Origin of the sequence: Hypericibacter sp. (assembly GCF_050729195.1) — a bacterium.
In the GTDB taxonomy this organism is placed as follows: domain Bacteria; phylum Pseudomonadota; class Alphaproteobacteria; order Dongiales; family Dongiaceae; genus Hypericibacter.
The window spans coordinates 1-16234 of record NZ_JBOHKS010000159.1 but is presented as its reverse complement, the minus strand read 5'-3'; the positions used below and the strand labels follow the sequence as shown (position 1 = coordinate 16234).

The 16234-nt window shown below is 66.1% G+C and carries 13 protein-coding genes; 11 read left to right on the top strand and 2 right to left on the bottom strand.

The genetic code is table 11. The features are described from left to right. Positions 1-7 precede the first annotated feature (7 nt). The 7 genes from ACREE8_RS12155 to ACREE8_RS12125 all read left to right on the top strand — a co-directional run bounded on the left by ACREE8_RS12155 (position 8) and on the right by ACREE8_RS12125 (position 7086). Positions 8-1228 (top strand): CaiB/BaiF CoA transferase family protein, encoded by a 1221-nt coding sequence (locus ACREE8_RS12155; RefSeq protein WP_431573264.1) that lies wholly within the window; start codon positions 8-10, stop codon positions 1226-1228. Then, entirely contained in the window at positions 1228-2415 is a 1188-nt protein-coding gene (locus tag ACREE8_RS12150; RefSeq protein WP_431573263.1) for an MFS transporter, read from the top strand. The genes ACREE8_RS12155 and ACREE8_RS12150 overlap by 1 nt, the downstream gene beginning before the upstream one ends. A gap of 100 nt (positions 2416-2515) precedes the next feature. Then, on the top strand, positions 2516-3484 hold the full coding sequence (locus ACREE8_RS12145; RefSeq protein ID WP_431573262.1) for an aspartate carbamoyltransferase catalytic subunit: 969 nt from the start codon (positions 2516-2518) through the stop codon (positions 3482-3484). Between the two features lie 4 nt (positions 3485-3488). Next, positions 3489-4805 carry a dihydroorotase gene (locus tag ACREE8_RS12140; RefSeq protein ID WP_431573261.1) on the top strand — a complete coding sequence of 439 codons (1317 nt, stop codon included), beginning with the start codon at positions 3489-3491 and terminating at the stop codon, positions 4803-4805. Beyond that, on the top strand, positions 4805-5437 hold the full coding sequence (plsY, locus tag ACREE8_RS12135; protein WP_431573306.1) for a glycerol-3-phosphate 1-O-acyltransferase PlsY: 633 nt from the start codon (positions 4805-4807) through the stop codon (positions 5435-5437). The genes ACREE8_RS12140 and plsY overlap by 1 nt, the downstream gene beginning before the upstream one ends. Positions 5438-5579: 142 nt before the next feature. After that, entirely contained in the window at positions 5580-6008 is a 429-nt protein-coding gene (locus ACREE8_RS12130) for a nuclear transport factor 2 family protein (RefSeq protein WP_431573260.1), read from the top strand. 295 nt (positions 6009-6303) lie between these two features. Next, a complete protein-coding gene (locus tag ACREE8_RS12125; protein ID WP_431573259.1) occupies positions 6304-7086 on the top strand; it encodes a hypothetical protein in 783 nt (260 codons plus the stop codon). A gap of 42 nt (positions 7087-7128) precedes the next feature. Here ACREE8_RS12125 and ACREE8_RS12120 read toward each other — a convergent pair whose 3' ends face one another. After that, complete coding sequence (locus tag ACREE8_RS12120) at positions 7129-7752, bottom strand: FMN-binding negative transcriptional regulator (RefSeq protein WP_431573258.1); 624 nt, start codon at positions 7750-7752, stop codon at positions 7129-7131. Positions 7753-7839: 87 nt separating this feature from the next. Between ACREE8_RS12120 and dprA the strand changes: the two genes are divergently transcribed. From dprA to rnr, 4 genes are all read left to right on the top strand, one after another. Next, entirely contained in the window at positions 7840-9291 is a 1452-nt protein-coding gene (gene dprA / locus ACREE8_RS12115; RefSeq protein WP_431573257.1) for a DNA-processing protein DprA, read from the top strand. Positions 9292-9393: 102 nt separating this feature from the next. After that, positions 9394-12231, top strand: a complete 2838-nt coding sequence (gene topA, locus ACREE8_RS12110; protein WP_431573256.1) for a type I DNA topoisomerase — start codon at positions 9394-9396, stop codon at positions 12229-12231. Between the two features lie 190 nt (positions 12232-12421). Next, entirely contained in the window at positions 12422-12718 is a 297-nt protein-coding gene (locus ACREE8_RS12105; RefSeq protein WP_431573255.1) for a cupin domain-containing protein, read from the top strand. Between the two features lie 52 nt (positions 12719-12770). Continuing rightward, on the top strand, positions 12771-15122 hold the full coding sequence (gene rnr, locus ACREE8_RS12100) for a ribonuclease R (RefSeq protein WP_431573254.1): 2352 nt from the start codon (positions 12771-12773) through the stop codon (positions 15120-15122). A gap of 13 nt (positions 15123-15135) precedes the next feature. Here rnr and ACREE8_RS12095 read toward each other — a convergent pair. Then, a protein-coding gene (locus tag ACREE8_RS12095) for an IS5 family transposase (RefSeq protein WP_431573253.1) occupies positions 15136-15899 on the bottom strand; the annotation gives its coding sequence in 2 pieces (ribosomal slippage) (positions 15136-15561 and positions 15564-15899; 762 coding nt in all). Between the last annotated feature and the right edge of the window lie 335 nt (positions 15900-16234).

The following is a 16234-nucleotide window of genomic DNA, read 5'->3' as shown; positions in this document are numbered from 1 at the left end:
CCCTGTCATGTCTGGACCGCTCGCGGGTCTCCGCGTGTTCGATCTGAGCCGCATTCTTGCCGGCCCCACCTGCACCCAGCTCCTGGGCGATCTCGGCGCCGACATCATCAAGATCGAACGGCCCGGCCAGGGTGACGACACCCGCAAATGGGGTCCGCCCTATATCAAGGACAGGGACGGCGCCAATACCGGTGAGAGCGCCTATTATCTCTCGAGCAACCGCAACAAGCGCTCCGTGACGATCGACGTCGCGAAGCCCGCGGGCCAGGCGCTCGCCAAACGGCTGATCGCGACCTGCGACATCATGGTCGAGAATTTCAAGGCCGGGGACATGGCGCGCTATGGCCTCGCCTATGCCGACCTCAAGGACCAGTTCCCGAAACTGATCTATTGCTCCATCACCGGTTTCGGCCAGACCGGCCCCTATGCGCCGCGCGCGGGCTATGACCTGCTGGCCCAGGGGCTGGGCGGCATCATGAGCGTCACCGGCGAAGCCGATCGCCCGCCGATGAAGGTCGGTGTCGGCATCGCCGACGTCATGTGCGGCATGTATGCGACCACCTCGATCCTGGCGGCGCTGCATCACCGCAACGCCACCGGCCGCGGGCAATATATCGACCTCTCGCTGCTCGACACGCAGGTCGCCTGGTTGGTGAACATCGGCCTGAACTACCTCACCTCCGGCAAAGTGCCGGGGCGCGTCGGCAACGAGCATCCCAACATCGTTCCTTACAATGTGCTCGAATGCGCCGACGGATACTTCCTGCTCGCGGTCGGCAACGATGCGCAGTTTCAGAAATTCTGCGCCTTCGCCGGCTGCCCGGAGCTCGCGACCGATTCGCGCTTCGTCACCAACGAAGCCCGCGTCCATAACCGCCGGGTGCTCTATGACGAACTGCTGCCGCCCGTCACCCGGAGCAAGACCCAGGCCGAATGGAACGAGGGCCTCGCCAAGCTCGGCGTGCCGGCCAGCCCGGTCAATAATGTGAAACAGGTGTTCGAGGATCCGCAGATCCAGCATCGCGGCATGAAGATCACGATGCCCCACCCGCTCGCCGGCTCGGGCCAGGTCGATCTCATCGGCAATCCGATCAAATATTCCGAGACCCCGGTCGAATATCGCATGGCTCCGCCCTATGCCGGGCAGCATACGGAAGAGGTGCTGAAGGAGCTGCTTGGCGTCGGTGACGCCGAGATCGGCCGCTTCAAGACCGACGGCGCCATCTGATGAGCATTGCCGCGGCGGCCAGCAGCGGCGCCCGGGCGCGCAGCCTCACTTGCGTGATCGCGTCCGTGACCCTGGCGACGCTCAATTACGGCATCACCTTTCCGTTGCTGGCGCTGATCCTCGAACGGCAAGGGGTCGAAAAAGGCCTGATCGGCCTCAGCACCGCGGCATCGGCCATGGCCGTGATCGTCTCCGCCCCGATCAGCAGCCGCCTGATGCTGGCGCTGGGTCCGCGTCGCCTGCTCCTTGGCGCCATGCTGCTGTCGGCCGTGATTTATGGGCTGCTCCCGACCTTTCCCAATTACTGGACCTGGTTTCCGCTGCGCTTCATCCTCGGCTCCTGCGGCTCGGTCATCTGGGTCGCCAGCGAGGCCTGGATCAACACCATGGCGCCCGACGAGAAGCGCGGCCGGATCATCGCGATCTATGCGACGGCCTCCTCGGCCGGCATGGCGCTCGGACCGCTGCTGCTGCTGATCACCGGCTCCAGCGGGTTCCCTCCCTTCATCGTCGCGGCAGCCTTCTCGCTCGTGGGCTGCGTGATCACCCTGCTGGCCGGCCACGCGGTGCCCCGCCTCGAGGGCAGGCCCAGCGTGCATTTCCTGCGGTTCCTGCTGCTGGCGCCGATGCCTTATCTCCTGAACCTGCTGTTCGCCGCCGTGGGCGAGGCGTTCCACACTTTCTTCGCCATCTATGCCGTCGATCACGGCACCAGCGAGCAGCGCGCCTTCATGATCATGACCGTCATGAGCCTCGGCGGGATCGCGCTGCAATATCCGCTGGGCTGGCTTGCCGATCATATGAACCGGCGCCTGCTGTTCCTGCTCTGCGTGCTGGTCAGCATCGGCGGCTTCCTCCTCGTCCCTTTCGCCATCGGCGCCGAGTATCTCGGGCTGGCCCTGTTCTTCTTCTGTGGCGGCATCTTCGCCATGCTCTACAGCTTCGGCGTCATCATGCTGGGCGAGCGCTTCACCGGCTCGGACCTCGCCACGGCGAGCGCCGTCTTTACCCTGATGTGGGGCCTCGGCACCCTGACCGGTCCCGTCCTCGCCGGCGCCGCCATGGACCATCTGGGTTCCCCCGGCCTGATCTGGACCGCGGTGGCGCTGCTGCTGCTCTATTTGCCGATTCCGGTCGTGTCCTGGCTCCGGAGCCTGCGCAAACGGCCGGCGCCCGCGCAGACATGAGGACCCGTGCCGGAGTCGCCCGGCGGAAGCGCAGAAAACCCTTGGAGTCGCGCTTGTCCGCTTGCCCCGCGCCGGGCGCCCCGCTTATAGTCCGGCCTCGATGACCCGCAGCACCGAAAGGCCGGCCCCGCTCAGCTTCCGGCACCGCCATTTGCTCGGCATCGACGGCCTCACCCGAGACGAAATCTCGGGACTGCTGGACCTTTCCGAATCCTATATCGACCGCATGCGCCAGAAGGAAAAGGGCTCGCTCCTCCTCGGCCGCACGGTCATGAACCTGTTCTTCGAGAACTCGACCCGCACCCGCACCAGCTTCGAGCTGGCGGCGAAGCGGCTGGGCGGCGATGTCATCAATATGCAGGTGCAGGCGAGCTCGATCAAAAAGGGCGAGACCCTGCTCGACACCGCCATCACCCTCAACGCCATGCATCCCGACGTGCTGGTGGTGCGCCATCCGGACTCGGGCGCCGTCAATCTCCTGTCGCAGAAGGTGGATTGCGCCGTCATCAATGCCGGCGACGGCAGCCATGAGCATCCCACCCAGGCGCTGCTCGACGCGCTGACCATTCGCGGACGCCGGGGCCGGCTCGAAGGCCTGATCGTCGCCATCTGCGGCGACATCCTTCATAGCCGCGTGGCGCGCTCCAACATCCACCTTCTGACGACGATGGGTGCCACCGTGCGGGTGATCGCCCCCCCGACCCTGCTTCCGGGCGCCATCGAGAAGTTGGGGGTCAAGGCCTTTACCGACATGCGCAAAGGCCTCGACGGCGCCGACATCGTGATGATGTTGCGCCTCCAGACCGAGCGCATGCAGGGTTCCTACGTGCCCTCGATCCGCGAATATTTCCGCTTCTTCGGCCTCGACTACGACAAGCTCGGATCGGCCAAGCCCGATGCCCTCATCATGCATCCGGGCCCGATGAACCGCGGCGTCGAGATCGACAGCGAGGTGGCCGACGATATCGGCCGCAGCGCCATTCGCGAGCAGGTGGAGATGGGCGTGGCCGTGCGCATGGCCTGCCTCGATCTCCTGACCCGAAACTTGCGCGACAATCTGGGGAGCTGAGGCGATGACCCGCAGCTCCAAGCTGCCGCCCCGCCCGACTGCGCTTCTCAATGCGCGGTTGATCGACCCTGCCTCGGGCTATGACGGGCCCGGCGGCATTCTCGTGATCGACGGCGAGATCGCCGATCTGGGCCCGGCGCTCGGCCAGTCCGGCCTGCCCGCCGATGCCATCGAGGTCAATTGCGGCGGCCATTGCCTGGCACCGGGCCTGGTCGATATGCGGGTCCAGCTGCGCGAGCCCGGGGAAGAGCACAAGGAGACCATCGCGACCGCCAGCGACGCGGCCGCGGCCGGGGGCATCACCAGCATGGTGACCCTGCCCAATACCGATCCCGTGATCGACCATGTGTCCGGCGTCGAGTTCATCGCGCGGCGCGCCCGCGAGACCAAGGGCACCAAAGTCTATTGCTATGGCAGCGTGACGCGGGGCGCCGAGGGCAAGGATATCGTGGAGTTCGGCCTGCTGGCCGAGAACGGCGCCTTGGGCTTCACCGACGGCACCAAGGCCGTCGCCAGCGCCCGCGTGCTGCGCCGTGCCATGAGTTATGCCAGCACCTTCGACCTTCTGATCCTGCAGCATCCCGAGGAACCGGATCTGGCGGCCGGCGGAGTGATGAATGGCGGCGAGCTCGCCACCCGTCTCGGCCTCTCCGGCATCCCGCGCGCCGCCGAGGTGATGATGATCGAGCGCGATCTCCATCTCGTCGCGATGACAGGGGCGCGCTATCACGTCGCCCATCTCTCCACCAGCGACGGGGTCGCCGCGATCCGAGCCGCCAAGGCGCGCGGTCTCAAGATCACCTGCGACACGGCCCCGCCTTATTTCACCCTGACCGAGGCCGAGGTCGGCGATTATCGTACCTTCGCGAAGCTCTCGCCCCCCTTGCGCAGCGAGAGCGATCGCGCCGCGATCACCGCCGCCATTGCCGACGGCACCATCGACGCCATTGCCAGCGATCATGCGCCCCACGACACGGAATCCAAGCGCGTGCCCTTCGCCCATGCCGAATTCGGCATCGTCGGGCTCGAGACACTGTTGCCGCTCTCCCTGGCGCTGGTGCATCAGGGCAAGCTCACCCTGATCGAGCTGATCCGCCGGTTGTCGACGGCGCCGGCCGATATCCTGCGGCTGCCCCAGGGCCGCCTTGCCAAGGGCGCCCCCGCCGACCTGCTGCTGTTCGATCCGGAGGCCAAGGGCAAGATCGAGGTCGATCACTTCCGCAGCAAATCGAAGAACTCGCCCTTCGACGGGCGCGCCGTCAAAGGCCGCGTGCTGCGCACCATGGTCGACGGCCGTACCGTCTTCGAGGCGTACGCATGATGACCGATCCGGGTTCTGGCTTCGATCTTTCCTGGCTTCATCTTGTTGCGCTGGTGCTGGGTTATCTGCTGGGCTCGATCCCGTTCGGCCTGCTGCTGACGCGCGCCGCCGGCCTCGGCGATATCCGCAAGATCGGTTCCGGGAATATCGGCGCCACCAATGTCTTGCGCACCGGCAACAAGCTGCTGGCGCTGGCGACGCTGCTGCTCGATGCCGGCAAGGGCGCGGCCGCGGTGCTGATCGCGCAATATTGGGGCGGCGATGCCGGCGGCCCTGCGCTGATGTTCGCCGCCGGCGCCGGCGCCATCCTCGGCCATCTCTATCCGGTGTGGCTCGGCTTCAAGGGCGGCAAGGGCGTCGCCACCGGTCTCGGCATCCTGCTGGCGCTCGACTGGCGCGTCGGCGCGCTCGCCTGCGTGACCTGGCTCGCGGTCGCGCTCATCTTCCGCTTCTCGTCTCTCTCGGCGCTCCTGGCCTTCCTCCTCGCGCCACTCTATGCGTGGCTCATGGCCGGGCCCCGTCTCGCGATCTTCGTCCTCCTTCTCGGCGCGCTCGTCTGGTGGCGCCATCGCGAGAACATCCGCCAGCTCCTCAAAGGCGAAGAGCCGAAGATCGGGAAGAAGAAAAGCTAACCTTCGGCAGCCTTTGTTTCCAGCACCGGGGCAGCAGACAGATTCCGCGCGCGTGATCGGCCGGTGCCAACGCTCCTGACACCATGTTGTCAGGAGGGCTCCCATACAGTCCCCTGAAGCACGAGCACGAAGGAGTTCATGGATGTCGAACGACTCTGTGATGCGCGATCTATTCGACCGATGGGAGCGAGTTTGGCATGACGGTCAATACGACCTGATCACCAGTTGCGTGGGGAGGAACTACATCAGGCATGACGAAAAAGGCGATCGGACGGTAACGGGAGAGGCCTACGCGGCGGAGATCGCCGCAACCCGGGAGGAGCGACCCAACACACATTTCGTGGTGTACGATCACGCCTTCGAGGGCGACCGTGCGTGGTTCCGCTTTACGCTCAATTGGACCGACAGGAAGAGCGGCGAAACGCGCACTCGAGCCGGCATGCAACTCTACCGAATCGAAGCGGGCAAGCTCGCGGAGACTTGGCTCATGTTGCTCCCACCAGGCTCTGCATGGACCGACGCCGTTGCGCAAGAACGCTGGACGAGCCCGCTGCCCGCCAAGCGAGGCTGACACGGCGGCCGGGGCGTTCGCGGTTCGGCTTCCGAGCTGCCGCCGCGCGCCTTCCTCTTGGCGCGGGTCTATGCGTGGCTCCTCGCCGGCCCGCCCCTAGCTGCCTTCGCCATCCTCCTCTGCGCGCTCGTCTGGTGGCGTCATCGCAAGAACATCCTCCGCCTGCTCAAGGGTGAAGAGCTGATGATCAGGGAGAAGACGTACCCGGCACCTGGCAGCGGCCAGTTCGCGGCTTCCTTGCTTCGACTAGGAACGGTACCCTGCTGTCGATGTGAGCGACCCAGAGGAGCAGGCCATGGCAATTCTGCGCATTTCCTATATCGACAAGCAGATCGCGGTCACGCGCTCGCTGGTCGCCCAGGACACCAGCGAGATCCTCTTCAACAAGGACTATCTGGAGAGCCTGGTCGCCGGTCGGGAAAAGAGCGAAGGCACCACCAAGAAATATGCCTTCATCGTCCTGATCTGCATCAGCTTGCTCTTCTTCTACGTCCAGGACTTCAAGCTGCCGGTCAAGATCTTCGATGTCGATCTCGCCTCGGTCGTCGGCTATGGCGAACTCGTCTTGCTGATGAGCAGCCTCAGCTTCGCACTCATGTGCAATGCCTTCGTCGAGCTTTGGATCCGCCAAGTTGCCGTTGCCGCCTATATCGAAGGCGACCTGATGCGCAAGCAGGCGGCGTCCCGGGCCGCCCTGACCCTGAAGTTCCTTCCTTATGGGACGATCGGGCATCTTATCTACAACGATCCCTCGGATGAGCTGTTCACGCTGACCTCCCGAAGCCGGGTCTCGCTTTCATCGATGATGATGCTGATGGTGGTGATGGGCACGGCCGTGCTTGCCTTCCTCGGCGTCAATATCTACGCGATGATCTACGTCCTTCTTCACCCGACACTGCTGCCGTGGCTGACCTGGATCATCGTGCTGCTCACAGCCCTCTGCGACATCGGTGGCGTACTGGCGGTTCTCTATCTGGCGATCAAGCAGTCCTTTAACGCGCAAGACGGGACGCCTCAAACGAACACGTCCGCAGCGCCGGCCCCGGCTGCGCCGAGCGCCGGGGCAGGCACGGAGTAGGATCCGGATGGGATCACCGAAGCGGAGCGCCCGCGGCTGAACCTATTCGGGAATCATTCCCGCGACGACGCGATCCGAGGGACGATCGCTCGAAGCGAGACCGGCGGCGACGCCGGCGCGGTCTTCGGCGGTGCGGTTCTGACTCATCTTGAGCTTGCCCTCGAGACGGGTAATCGGCATGCGAAAGCCGACGATGCCGCGCAGCTGCGCCTTGATGAAGTCTTCGGGCGCGTCGCTGACCGCCCAGGGCTGCGCGCGCGGCGTCTCATGGAGGGTCGTCAGCCGCGTCACGATCGCGAGCAGCCGGTCGGCATCCTCGAAGAATTCGACCGGGCCATAGGCATGCACGGCGCTGTAGTTCCAGGTCGGCACGACCTTGCCGGTTTCGCGCTTGGTCGCATACCAGGAGGGAGTGACGTAGGCGTCCGGCCCCGTGAACAGCGCCATGGCCTCGCCGATCGGCGCGGTCTTCCATTGCGGATTGGCGCGGGCGACATGGCCGTAGAGCACGCCCCGCTCGCCCTCCTTATCGTCGATGATGGGCGGCAGCGGCGTCGCCATCAGCCCCTCGGACGTGGCCGTGACGAAGTTGCAGAGACGCGCCGCGCGCATCGTCGCATGAATCTCGGTGATGTCGTCCTGGCGAAAGGCCGGAGGCAAATACACGGCGCTGCTCCTTGCTGGCGTCCTGGAAACAATGGTCGGGCGGATCGGCGATGCGATCAAGCGATGCGTTAGGATCGCGATGTCCCGGTGACAACGGCCGACTCTCAAGGCTCCTTTACGTTCCTATACATCTTAAAGTTGTATATATTGACGGTTATTCTCCGAAACCTTAAACTCGGCGCCATGCAGCCCGCCCGCAAAACCGCCCTGAGCGATCCTGAACGTGCCGACCGGCTGCGGCTGGCGCGGACCTTCAGCATCGGGCCGATCACCTTCAGGCGCCTGCTCGATCGCTTCCACAGCGCGGCCGAGGCGTTGCGCGCCTTGCCCGAGCTGGCGCGGGCGAGCGGCGCCGAGATCCTGCGTCCGCCCTCGCGCGCGCAGGCCGAGGACGAGATCGCCGCCCTCGCCCGTTTCGGCGGGCAGTTCCTGACCTTGGGCGAGGCGGGCTACCCCGAGCCGCTCGCGGCGATCGAGGATGCGCCGCCGCTGCTGGCATTGCGCGGCACCGCCGCCCTGCTGCTGCGCCCGTCGATCGGCGTGGTCGGCGCGCGCAATGCCTCCGTCAGCGGCCGCAAGCTGGCCGAAGAGCTGTCGCGCGATCTGGGGGCCGCGGGTCTCGTGGTCGTGTCGGGCCTCGCGCGCGGCATTGATGCCGCGGCGCATCAGGGGGCGCTTGCCACCGGCACGGTCGCGGTCTTCGCCGGCGGGCTCGACCAGGTCTATCCGCCCGAGCATGACGACCTCGCCCAGGCCATCCTCGACCAGGGCGGCGCCTTGGTCTCGGAGATGCCGCTGGGCACCGAGCCGCAGGCGCGCCATTTCCCCCGCCGCAACCGGCTGGTCTCGGGGCTCTCGCGCGGCGTGCTGGTGATCGAGGCCGCGCTCAAATCGGGCTCGCTCACCACGGCGCGCTTCGCGCTCGAGCAGGGCCGCGAGGTCATGGCCGTGCCCGGCTCGCCGCTCGACCCGCGCTGCCGCGGCACCAACCAGCTGCTGCGCGAGGGCGCCGGACTGGTCGAGACCGCTGCCGACGCCCTGCTCCATCTGGGTCTCGATCCGGAGCTCGCCTGGCAGCCACACTCTATATGTAAGAGGCTCGCGGCCCCCGGCCCTCGCCAGGGTTCCGGGCTTCCTCCCGCCCCACCCCAGATTGTCCCGATTCGGACCCAATCGGCGAGTCCGGATCCGGAGTCGCCCCTTGCGCCGGTCCCGGACCGACCCGATCTGCCCTCGGGCGATGGGTCGCAGCCCGCATTCCCAGAAGCCCGCCAGGAGGCGCAAGACCTCGTTAAGGAAAATCGAGCCAGTCTCGGCACTTCAGGCGGCCTGCGGCCGGCTGGAGACGAGGCGGCGGCAACGGCCGAACCCACCCGCAAACTCGCGGAATTGCTGGGTTCTGCGCCGGTATCGGTTGACGAACTGGTCCGGCGATGCCAAATGTCACCCCCCGTCTTGCGGGCGGCGCTGCTCGATTTCGAGCTCGCCGGCCGGTTGGAGCGCCATCCGGGCGACCGCGTTTCGCTCCTGCCGGATTAGTCCCGCTGCTGTCGCCGACGCGCCGTCCTGTCACGGGCGAGGCGTTAACTCACTGGATTTGCGGGCGGGATCTGCGGAGCTGAAACGGAACAGACGGAGCCGATGAACAGCGTCGTCGTCGTGGAATCGCCTGCCAAGGCGAAGACTATCAATAAGTATCTCGGCAAGGATTATCACGTGCTGGCCAGTTTCGGCCATGTGCGCGACCTTCCGCCGAAGGACGGTTCCGTGCGCCCGGACGAGGACTTCGCCATGAGCTGGCTGGTCGAAGGCCGCGGCGAGCAGCGCCTCAAGGAGATCGCCAGCGCGCTCAAGGGCGCCGACAAGCTGATCCTGGCGACCGATCCGGACCGCGAAGGCGAGGCCATTTCCTGGCATCTGACCGAGGAGCTGAAGCGGCGCAAGGCGCTGAACGGCATCGAGGTCGAGCGCGTCGTCTTCAACGAAGTGACCAAATCCGCCGTGCTCGACGCGATGCGCCACCCGCGTGCGCTCGACAAGGAGCTGGTCGAGGCCTATCTGGCGCGCCGCGCCCTCGATTATCTCGTGGGCTTCACCCTTTCGCCCGTGCTGTGGCGCAAGCTGCCCGGCAGCCGCTCGGCCGGCCGTGTGCAATCGGTGGCGCTGCGCCTCATCTGCCAGCGCGAGGCCGAGATCGAAGTTTTCGTCCCGCGCGAATTCTGGACCATCGAAGGCAAGTTCCGCACCGCCGCCGGCCAGGTCTTCCCGGCCCGGCTGACCGAGCTGGACGGCAAGAAGCTCGAGAAGTTCGACCTCCCCACCGAGGCGGATGCGAAGCGCGCGGTCGCGATCGTCACCGGCGGCGAGCCCTTCACCGTGCGCTCGGTCGAGCGCAAGACCGTCCGCCGCAACCCCTTCCCGCCCTTCACCACCTCGACTCTGCAGCAGGAGGCCTCGCGCAAGCTGGGCCTCGGTGCCAGCCGCACCATGCGCGTCGCGCAGCGGCTCTATGAAGGTGTCGAGCTCGGCGGCGAGACCGTCGGTCTCATCACCTATATGCGTACCGACGGCGTGCAGCTGTCGCAGGAAGCCATCACCGCCGCGCGCAAGCTGGTCGCGGCCGAGCATGGCGCCCGCTATGTCCCCGCCGAGCCGCGCCAGTACAAATCGACCGCGAAGAACGCGCAGGAAGCCCACGAGGCCATCCGCCCCAGCGACATCACCCGCAAGCCGGCGGACGTCGCGCGCTATCTCGAAGGCGATGAAGCCAAGCTCTATGACCTGATCTGGAAGCGCACCGTCGCCAGCCAGATGGCGAGCGCCGAGCTCGATCAGGTCGGTGTCGATATCGTCTCCAAGGATGCCAAGGCGGTCATGCGCGCGACCGGCTCGGTCGTGACCTTTGACGGCTTTCTCGCCGTCTATCAGGAAGATCGAGACGATCCGTCCGACGACGAGGAAAATGGCGGCCGCCTGCCCAACCTGACCGAGCGCGAGGGCGTCACGCCCGCCGAGGTCTCGCCGGAGCAACATTTTACCCAGCCCCCGCCGCGCTATTCCGAGGCGAGCCTGGTGAAGCGGCTGGAGGAGCTCGGCATCGGCCGGCCCTCGACCTATGCCTCGATCATCCAGGTCCTGCAGGACCGCGATTATGTGAAGATCGACAAGAAGCGCTTCGTGCCCGAGGACCGCGGCCGTGTGGTGACAGCGTTCCTCGAGAGCTTCTTCAATCGCTATGTCGAATACAATTTCACGGCCGATCTGGAGAACCAGCTCGACGAGATCTCGGGCGGGCGGATCGACTGGAAGACGGTGCTGCGCGATTTCTGGCGCGACTTCTCGGCTGCCATCGCCGGCACCAAGGATCTCTCGATCACGCAGGTGATCGACGAGCTCGACAAGGAGCTGGGTCCGCATTTCTTCCCCGAGCGCGCCGACGGCACCGACCCGCGCGTTTGCCCGGGCTGTCAGGCCGGCCGTCTCTCGCTCAAGCTCGGCAAGTTCGGCGCCTTCATCGGCTGCTCGAACTATCCCGATTGCCGCTATACGCGCCGGCTCGGCGTCAGCAATGGCGAGGATGGTTCCGAGATCGATATGGGGCCGAAGCTGCTGGGCCAGGATCCCACCACCGACCTGCCGGTGAGCCTGCGCAAAGGGCCTTACGGCACCTATATCCAGCTGGGCGAAGCCGTGCCGGGCGCGCCGAAGCCCAAGAAGAAAAAGAAGAAGGCGAAGGGCAAGGAGGAGACGGGCAAGGCGAATGGTGCCGCGCCCGCCGAGGCCGCGCCCGAAACACCCGAGCCGCCCAAGCCCAAGCGCGTGTCGCTGCCGCGCGGTCTTTCGCCCGCCGACGTCACACTCGACAAGGCGCTGTCGCTGCTGTCATTGCCGCGTCACCTGGGCACTCATCCCGAGGATCAACTGCCCATCATCGCCGGCATCGGCCGCTTCGGGCCTTACATCAAGCATGGCGACCGCTTCAAATCGCTGGCCAAGGATGACGACGTCCTCACCATCGGCATGAACCGGGCCGTGGCGCTGCTGGCCGAACCCTCCACGGGTCGCGGCGGGCGTGGCGGCGCGCCGGGCAAGAAGATCGGCGAGCATCCCGATGGTCAGCCGATCACGCTCCATGCCGGCCGCTACGGCCAGTACGTCAAGCATGGCAAGATCAACGCGACCCTGCCCAACAATATCGAGCCCGAGCAGCTCACGGTCGAGCAGGCCGTGGCGTTGATCGAGGCGCGCGCCCAGGCCAAGGGCGTGAAGCGCGGCGGCGCGAAGACCAAGGCGAAAACGAAGCCCGCGAACGACGACGCCGCACTGGCCGAACCCAAGGCCCCCAAGATCAAGGCCGCCGCCTCCGCCACCGCGAAACCGCCCGCCAAGGCAAAGGCGCCCGCCAAAGCCAAGGCGAAGGCCAAGGCGAAACCGAAAGCCAAGACCGCGCCGGCCGCGCCGGATACGGACGGGGAATAGGATGGGCTGCGCCCGAACTCTCTTGTCCCCTCTCCCGCTTGCGGGAGAGGACTAGGGAGAGGGAAGATTCGATCGGCGCGGCGTCATCCCCCTCCCTTCCCTCCTCCTCAAGGGAGAGGGGATGATGGTGCGGACGCCCTCTCTGCTATGCTGGCCCTCCCCGAATTCCCGCATGAAGGACCCGCCGACCATGGCCGAAGCTCCCCAGGCTCAACCGACCTTGCAGGTCGATAATGATCGTGTGCGGGTGATCCAGTGGCGGTTCGCGCCGGGCGCGGAGACCACCTGGCATCGCCACGAATACGATTATGTCGTGGTGCCGCTCACCACCGGCAAGCTCAAGCTGTGGGACGGCAAGGAAGAGCGCTTCGCGACTCTCGAAGCGGGCGGCTCCTACTATCGCGCGCTCGGTGTCGAGCACAACGTGATCAACGCCAACGCTTACGAATTCGCTTTCGTCGAAATCGAATTCAAGACCAAACCCTGACCCCCTTCCCGATCTTCGAGCCCCGCCGCGACGCGGGGCGGAATCCATAGCCATGGCCCGCGGCAAGGCGCCGGCGCTCCCGACGCGCGAACAGATCCTCGACTTCATCCGCCAGAGCCCGACGCCGGTCGGCAAGCGGGAGATCGCGCGCGCCTTCCATCTCAAAGGTGCCGACAAGATTCCGCTGAAGGCGCTGCTGAAGGAATTGGCCGAGAGCGACGAGGTCGATCGCGGCCGCAAGCGGCGCATGGCCCCGCCCGGCAGTCTCCCCGAGGTCGCGGTGCTGGTGATCGACGGCCCGGATGCCGACGGCGATCTGCTGGCGCGGCCGGTGAGCTGGGCCAGCGACGACGCGCCGCCGCGCATCGAGGTGGCGCCCGAGCGCCGCGGCGCGTCCGCCATGGCCGCGGGCGACCGCATCCTGGCGCGGCTCTCGCGCACCGGCGCCGACAGCTACAGCGCGCGCATCATCCGCCAGCTGGTGGGACAGCCCTCGCGCATCATCGGCATCTTCGAGAAGCATCCCGAGGGCGGCGGCCAGCTGCGCCCCACCGACCGGCGCGTGAAGGCGGAATATCGCATCATGCCGCCGCATACCAACGGCGCCGAACCCGGCGAGCTGGTGGCGCTCGAGGTGCTGAACACGCATCGCGCGGGCCGGCTGCAGGGCCGCGTCGCGGAACGGCTGGGGCGTTTCGGCGAGCCCAAGACCATCAGCCTCATCGCCATCGCCGAGCAGGAGATCCCGACCCGCTTCACCGAGGAGGCGCTGACCGAGGCCCGCAATGCCGGTCCGGTCACGCTCGGAACCCGCACCGATCTGCGCGACATGCCGCTCGTCACCATCGACGGCGAGGATGCGCGCGATTTCGACGATGCGGTCTGGGCGACCGCAGATGACGATCCAAAGAATCCCGGCGGCTGGCAGGTCGTGGTCGCGATCGCCGACGTCGCCCATTATGTGCGTCCGGGCTCGGCGCTCGATCGTGCCGCGCGCGACCGCGGCAATTCGGTCTATTTCCCCGACCGCGTCGTGCCGATGCTGCCCGAGGAGCTCTCGAACGGCTGGTGCTCGCTCAAGCCCAACGAGGATCGCGGCTGCCTCGCGGTGCGCATGGTCTTCAACCTGCAGGGCGAGAAGCTCTCACACCGCTTCTATCGCGGGCTGATGCGGTCGGCGGCACGCCTCACCTATAACCGGATGCAGGCGGCGATCGACGGCCGGCCCGACGAGCTGACGGCGCCGCTGCTCGAGCCCGTCATCAAGCCGCTCTATGGCGCGTTCCAGGCGCTGCTGGCCGAACGCGAGCGGCGCGGCACGCTCGAGCTCGACATCCCCGAGCGCCGCGTGGTGCTCGACGAGCAAGGCCAAATCCTCAAGATCGCGCCGCGCGAGCGGCTGGACAGCCACAAGCTGATCGAGGAGTTCATGATCGCGGCCAATGTCGCCGCGGCCGAGACGCTCGAGCTCAAGCACCAGCCGGTGATGTATCGCGTCCATGATCAACCGGACGCCGCCAAGGTCGACGCCCTGCGCGAGAGCCTCAAGGGCCTCGGCCTCACCCTCGCCAAGGGCCAGGTGCTGCGCCCGAAGATGTTCACCGAGCTGCTGGTCAAGGTGCGCGGCACCACCTATGCCGCCATGATCCACGACCTGGTGCTGCGCACCCAGGCGCAGGCCAATTACAGCCCGCATAACCTGGGCCATTTCGGCCTGGCCCTCTCGCGCTATGCGCATTTCACCTCGCCGATCCGGCGCTATTCGGACCTGCTCGTGCATCGCGCGCTGATCGACGCGCATCATTTCGGGGATGATGGCCTGCCGAAGGACGCCGAGGCGAATTTCGAGAGCCTCGGCCAGCATATCTCCTCGACCGAGCGCCGCGCGGCCGCGGCCGAACGCGACGCGATGGACCGCTATGCCGCGGCCTTCCTCGCCAACCGCGAGGGCCAGGTCTTCAAGGGCCGGATCAATGGCGTCACCCGCTTCGGCCTGTTCGTGACCCTGGAAGACACCGGGGCCAGCGGGCTGGTGCCGATGGGCAGCCTGCCCGACGACTGGTACGATCATGACGAACGCGCCCATGCGCTGATCGGCCGGCGCTGGGGCCGTGAATACCGGCTGGGCGAGCCGGTCCATCTGCGCCTGATGCAGGCCGATGCCGCCACCGGCGGGCTTCTGCTCCATATCATCGAAGGCGAGGACGCAGCCGCCGAGCCAGCCCCGCCGCGCCGCGCCGACGGCGGTCCCGGCGGCCGTTCGGACGGCCGCAAGCCCGGCGGCTTCGCGCCGCCCCCGCGCAAACCCGGCGGCCCGAAACACAAGGGCCCGCCCCGCGGCGCCGGCAAGGGCCCACGCAAGAAGAGCGGCAAGGGTCCGAAGCGCGGCAAGAAGAAGCGCTAGGTTCTGTGGACAGTTACCGTAGCCAGAGGACGATCGCGGCGAGGGTAACGACAGCCCGGTAATTGCGCGCGGTTTTTTCGAAGCGAGTTGCAACGCGGCGAAACTGCTTGAGCTTGCTGAAGCAGCATTCCACCAGATGGCGCTGGGCATAGAGGTGTTTGTCCAGCGGATGCTTTTGGGCGCGCGAAGGATTGTTCGGGATTACAGCGAGTGCGCCCTTTTGAGCAATGACCTGCCGAAAGGAATCGGCGTCATAGGCGGTATCGGCCATGACGATCTCGGCGGGCAGGCCTTCGATCAAGGCGGCGGCTTGCGGCGCATCGCCTTTCTGGCCGGCCGTGAGCGTGAACCGCACGGGACACCCCAGGCCACGGACAGCCATATGGATTTTGGTACTCAGGCCGCCGCGCGAGCGACCGATCGCCTGATCTTCAGACCCCCTTTTTTAGCCCCAGCCGCATGCTGATGGGCGCGCACGATGGTGGAATCGACGATCAGGTACTCGAAGTCCGGATCATCGGACATCGCCGCGAAGATACGCCACCAGACGCCCTTGCGGCTCCATCGGCTGAAGCGCCGAAAGACGCTGTTCCATTCGCCAAATACGACTGGAAGATCGCGCCACGGCGAACCCGTGCGCACAATCCAGAGTACCCCTTCAACGAACATCCGGTTATCGCGTCCGGTCGAACCCTTCTGGTCAGGGCGACCAATGATAAGCGGCGCCATCCGCTCCCACGCGCCATCGCTCAGCACCAACCGATCCATCACACCCAAGACCGCCTCCCCAAAAGCAGTCTTGAATCACAATCCCCGCCTCAAGGGAATCCCTAGAGTCCACAGAACCTAGACGGTGGCATCATATCCCGCGCCGAAGTCGAGGACTTGGCGTTCGATGCGACCGGGGATCTGCGGAGCGCGCTCGACGAAGCCTTTATCAAACTGTTGGAGTTCGCATACGATTGCGAAAGTGGAAAGAAGAAAGCCAGTGCCGAGTTACTTTCCGATCTCCAGGCATCATTAGATAAGATCGTCCGTGCGGCGGAACCCAGATTAGGACAACTCAAGCCGACTTAGGACAGCACCAAAAATCCAGTCGTTTTGTATCCATG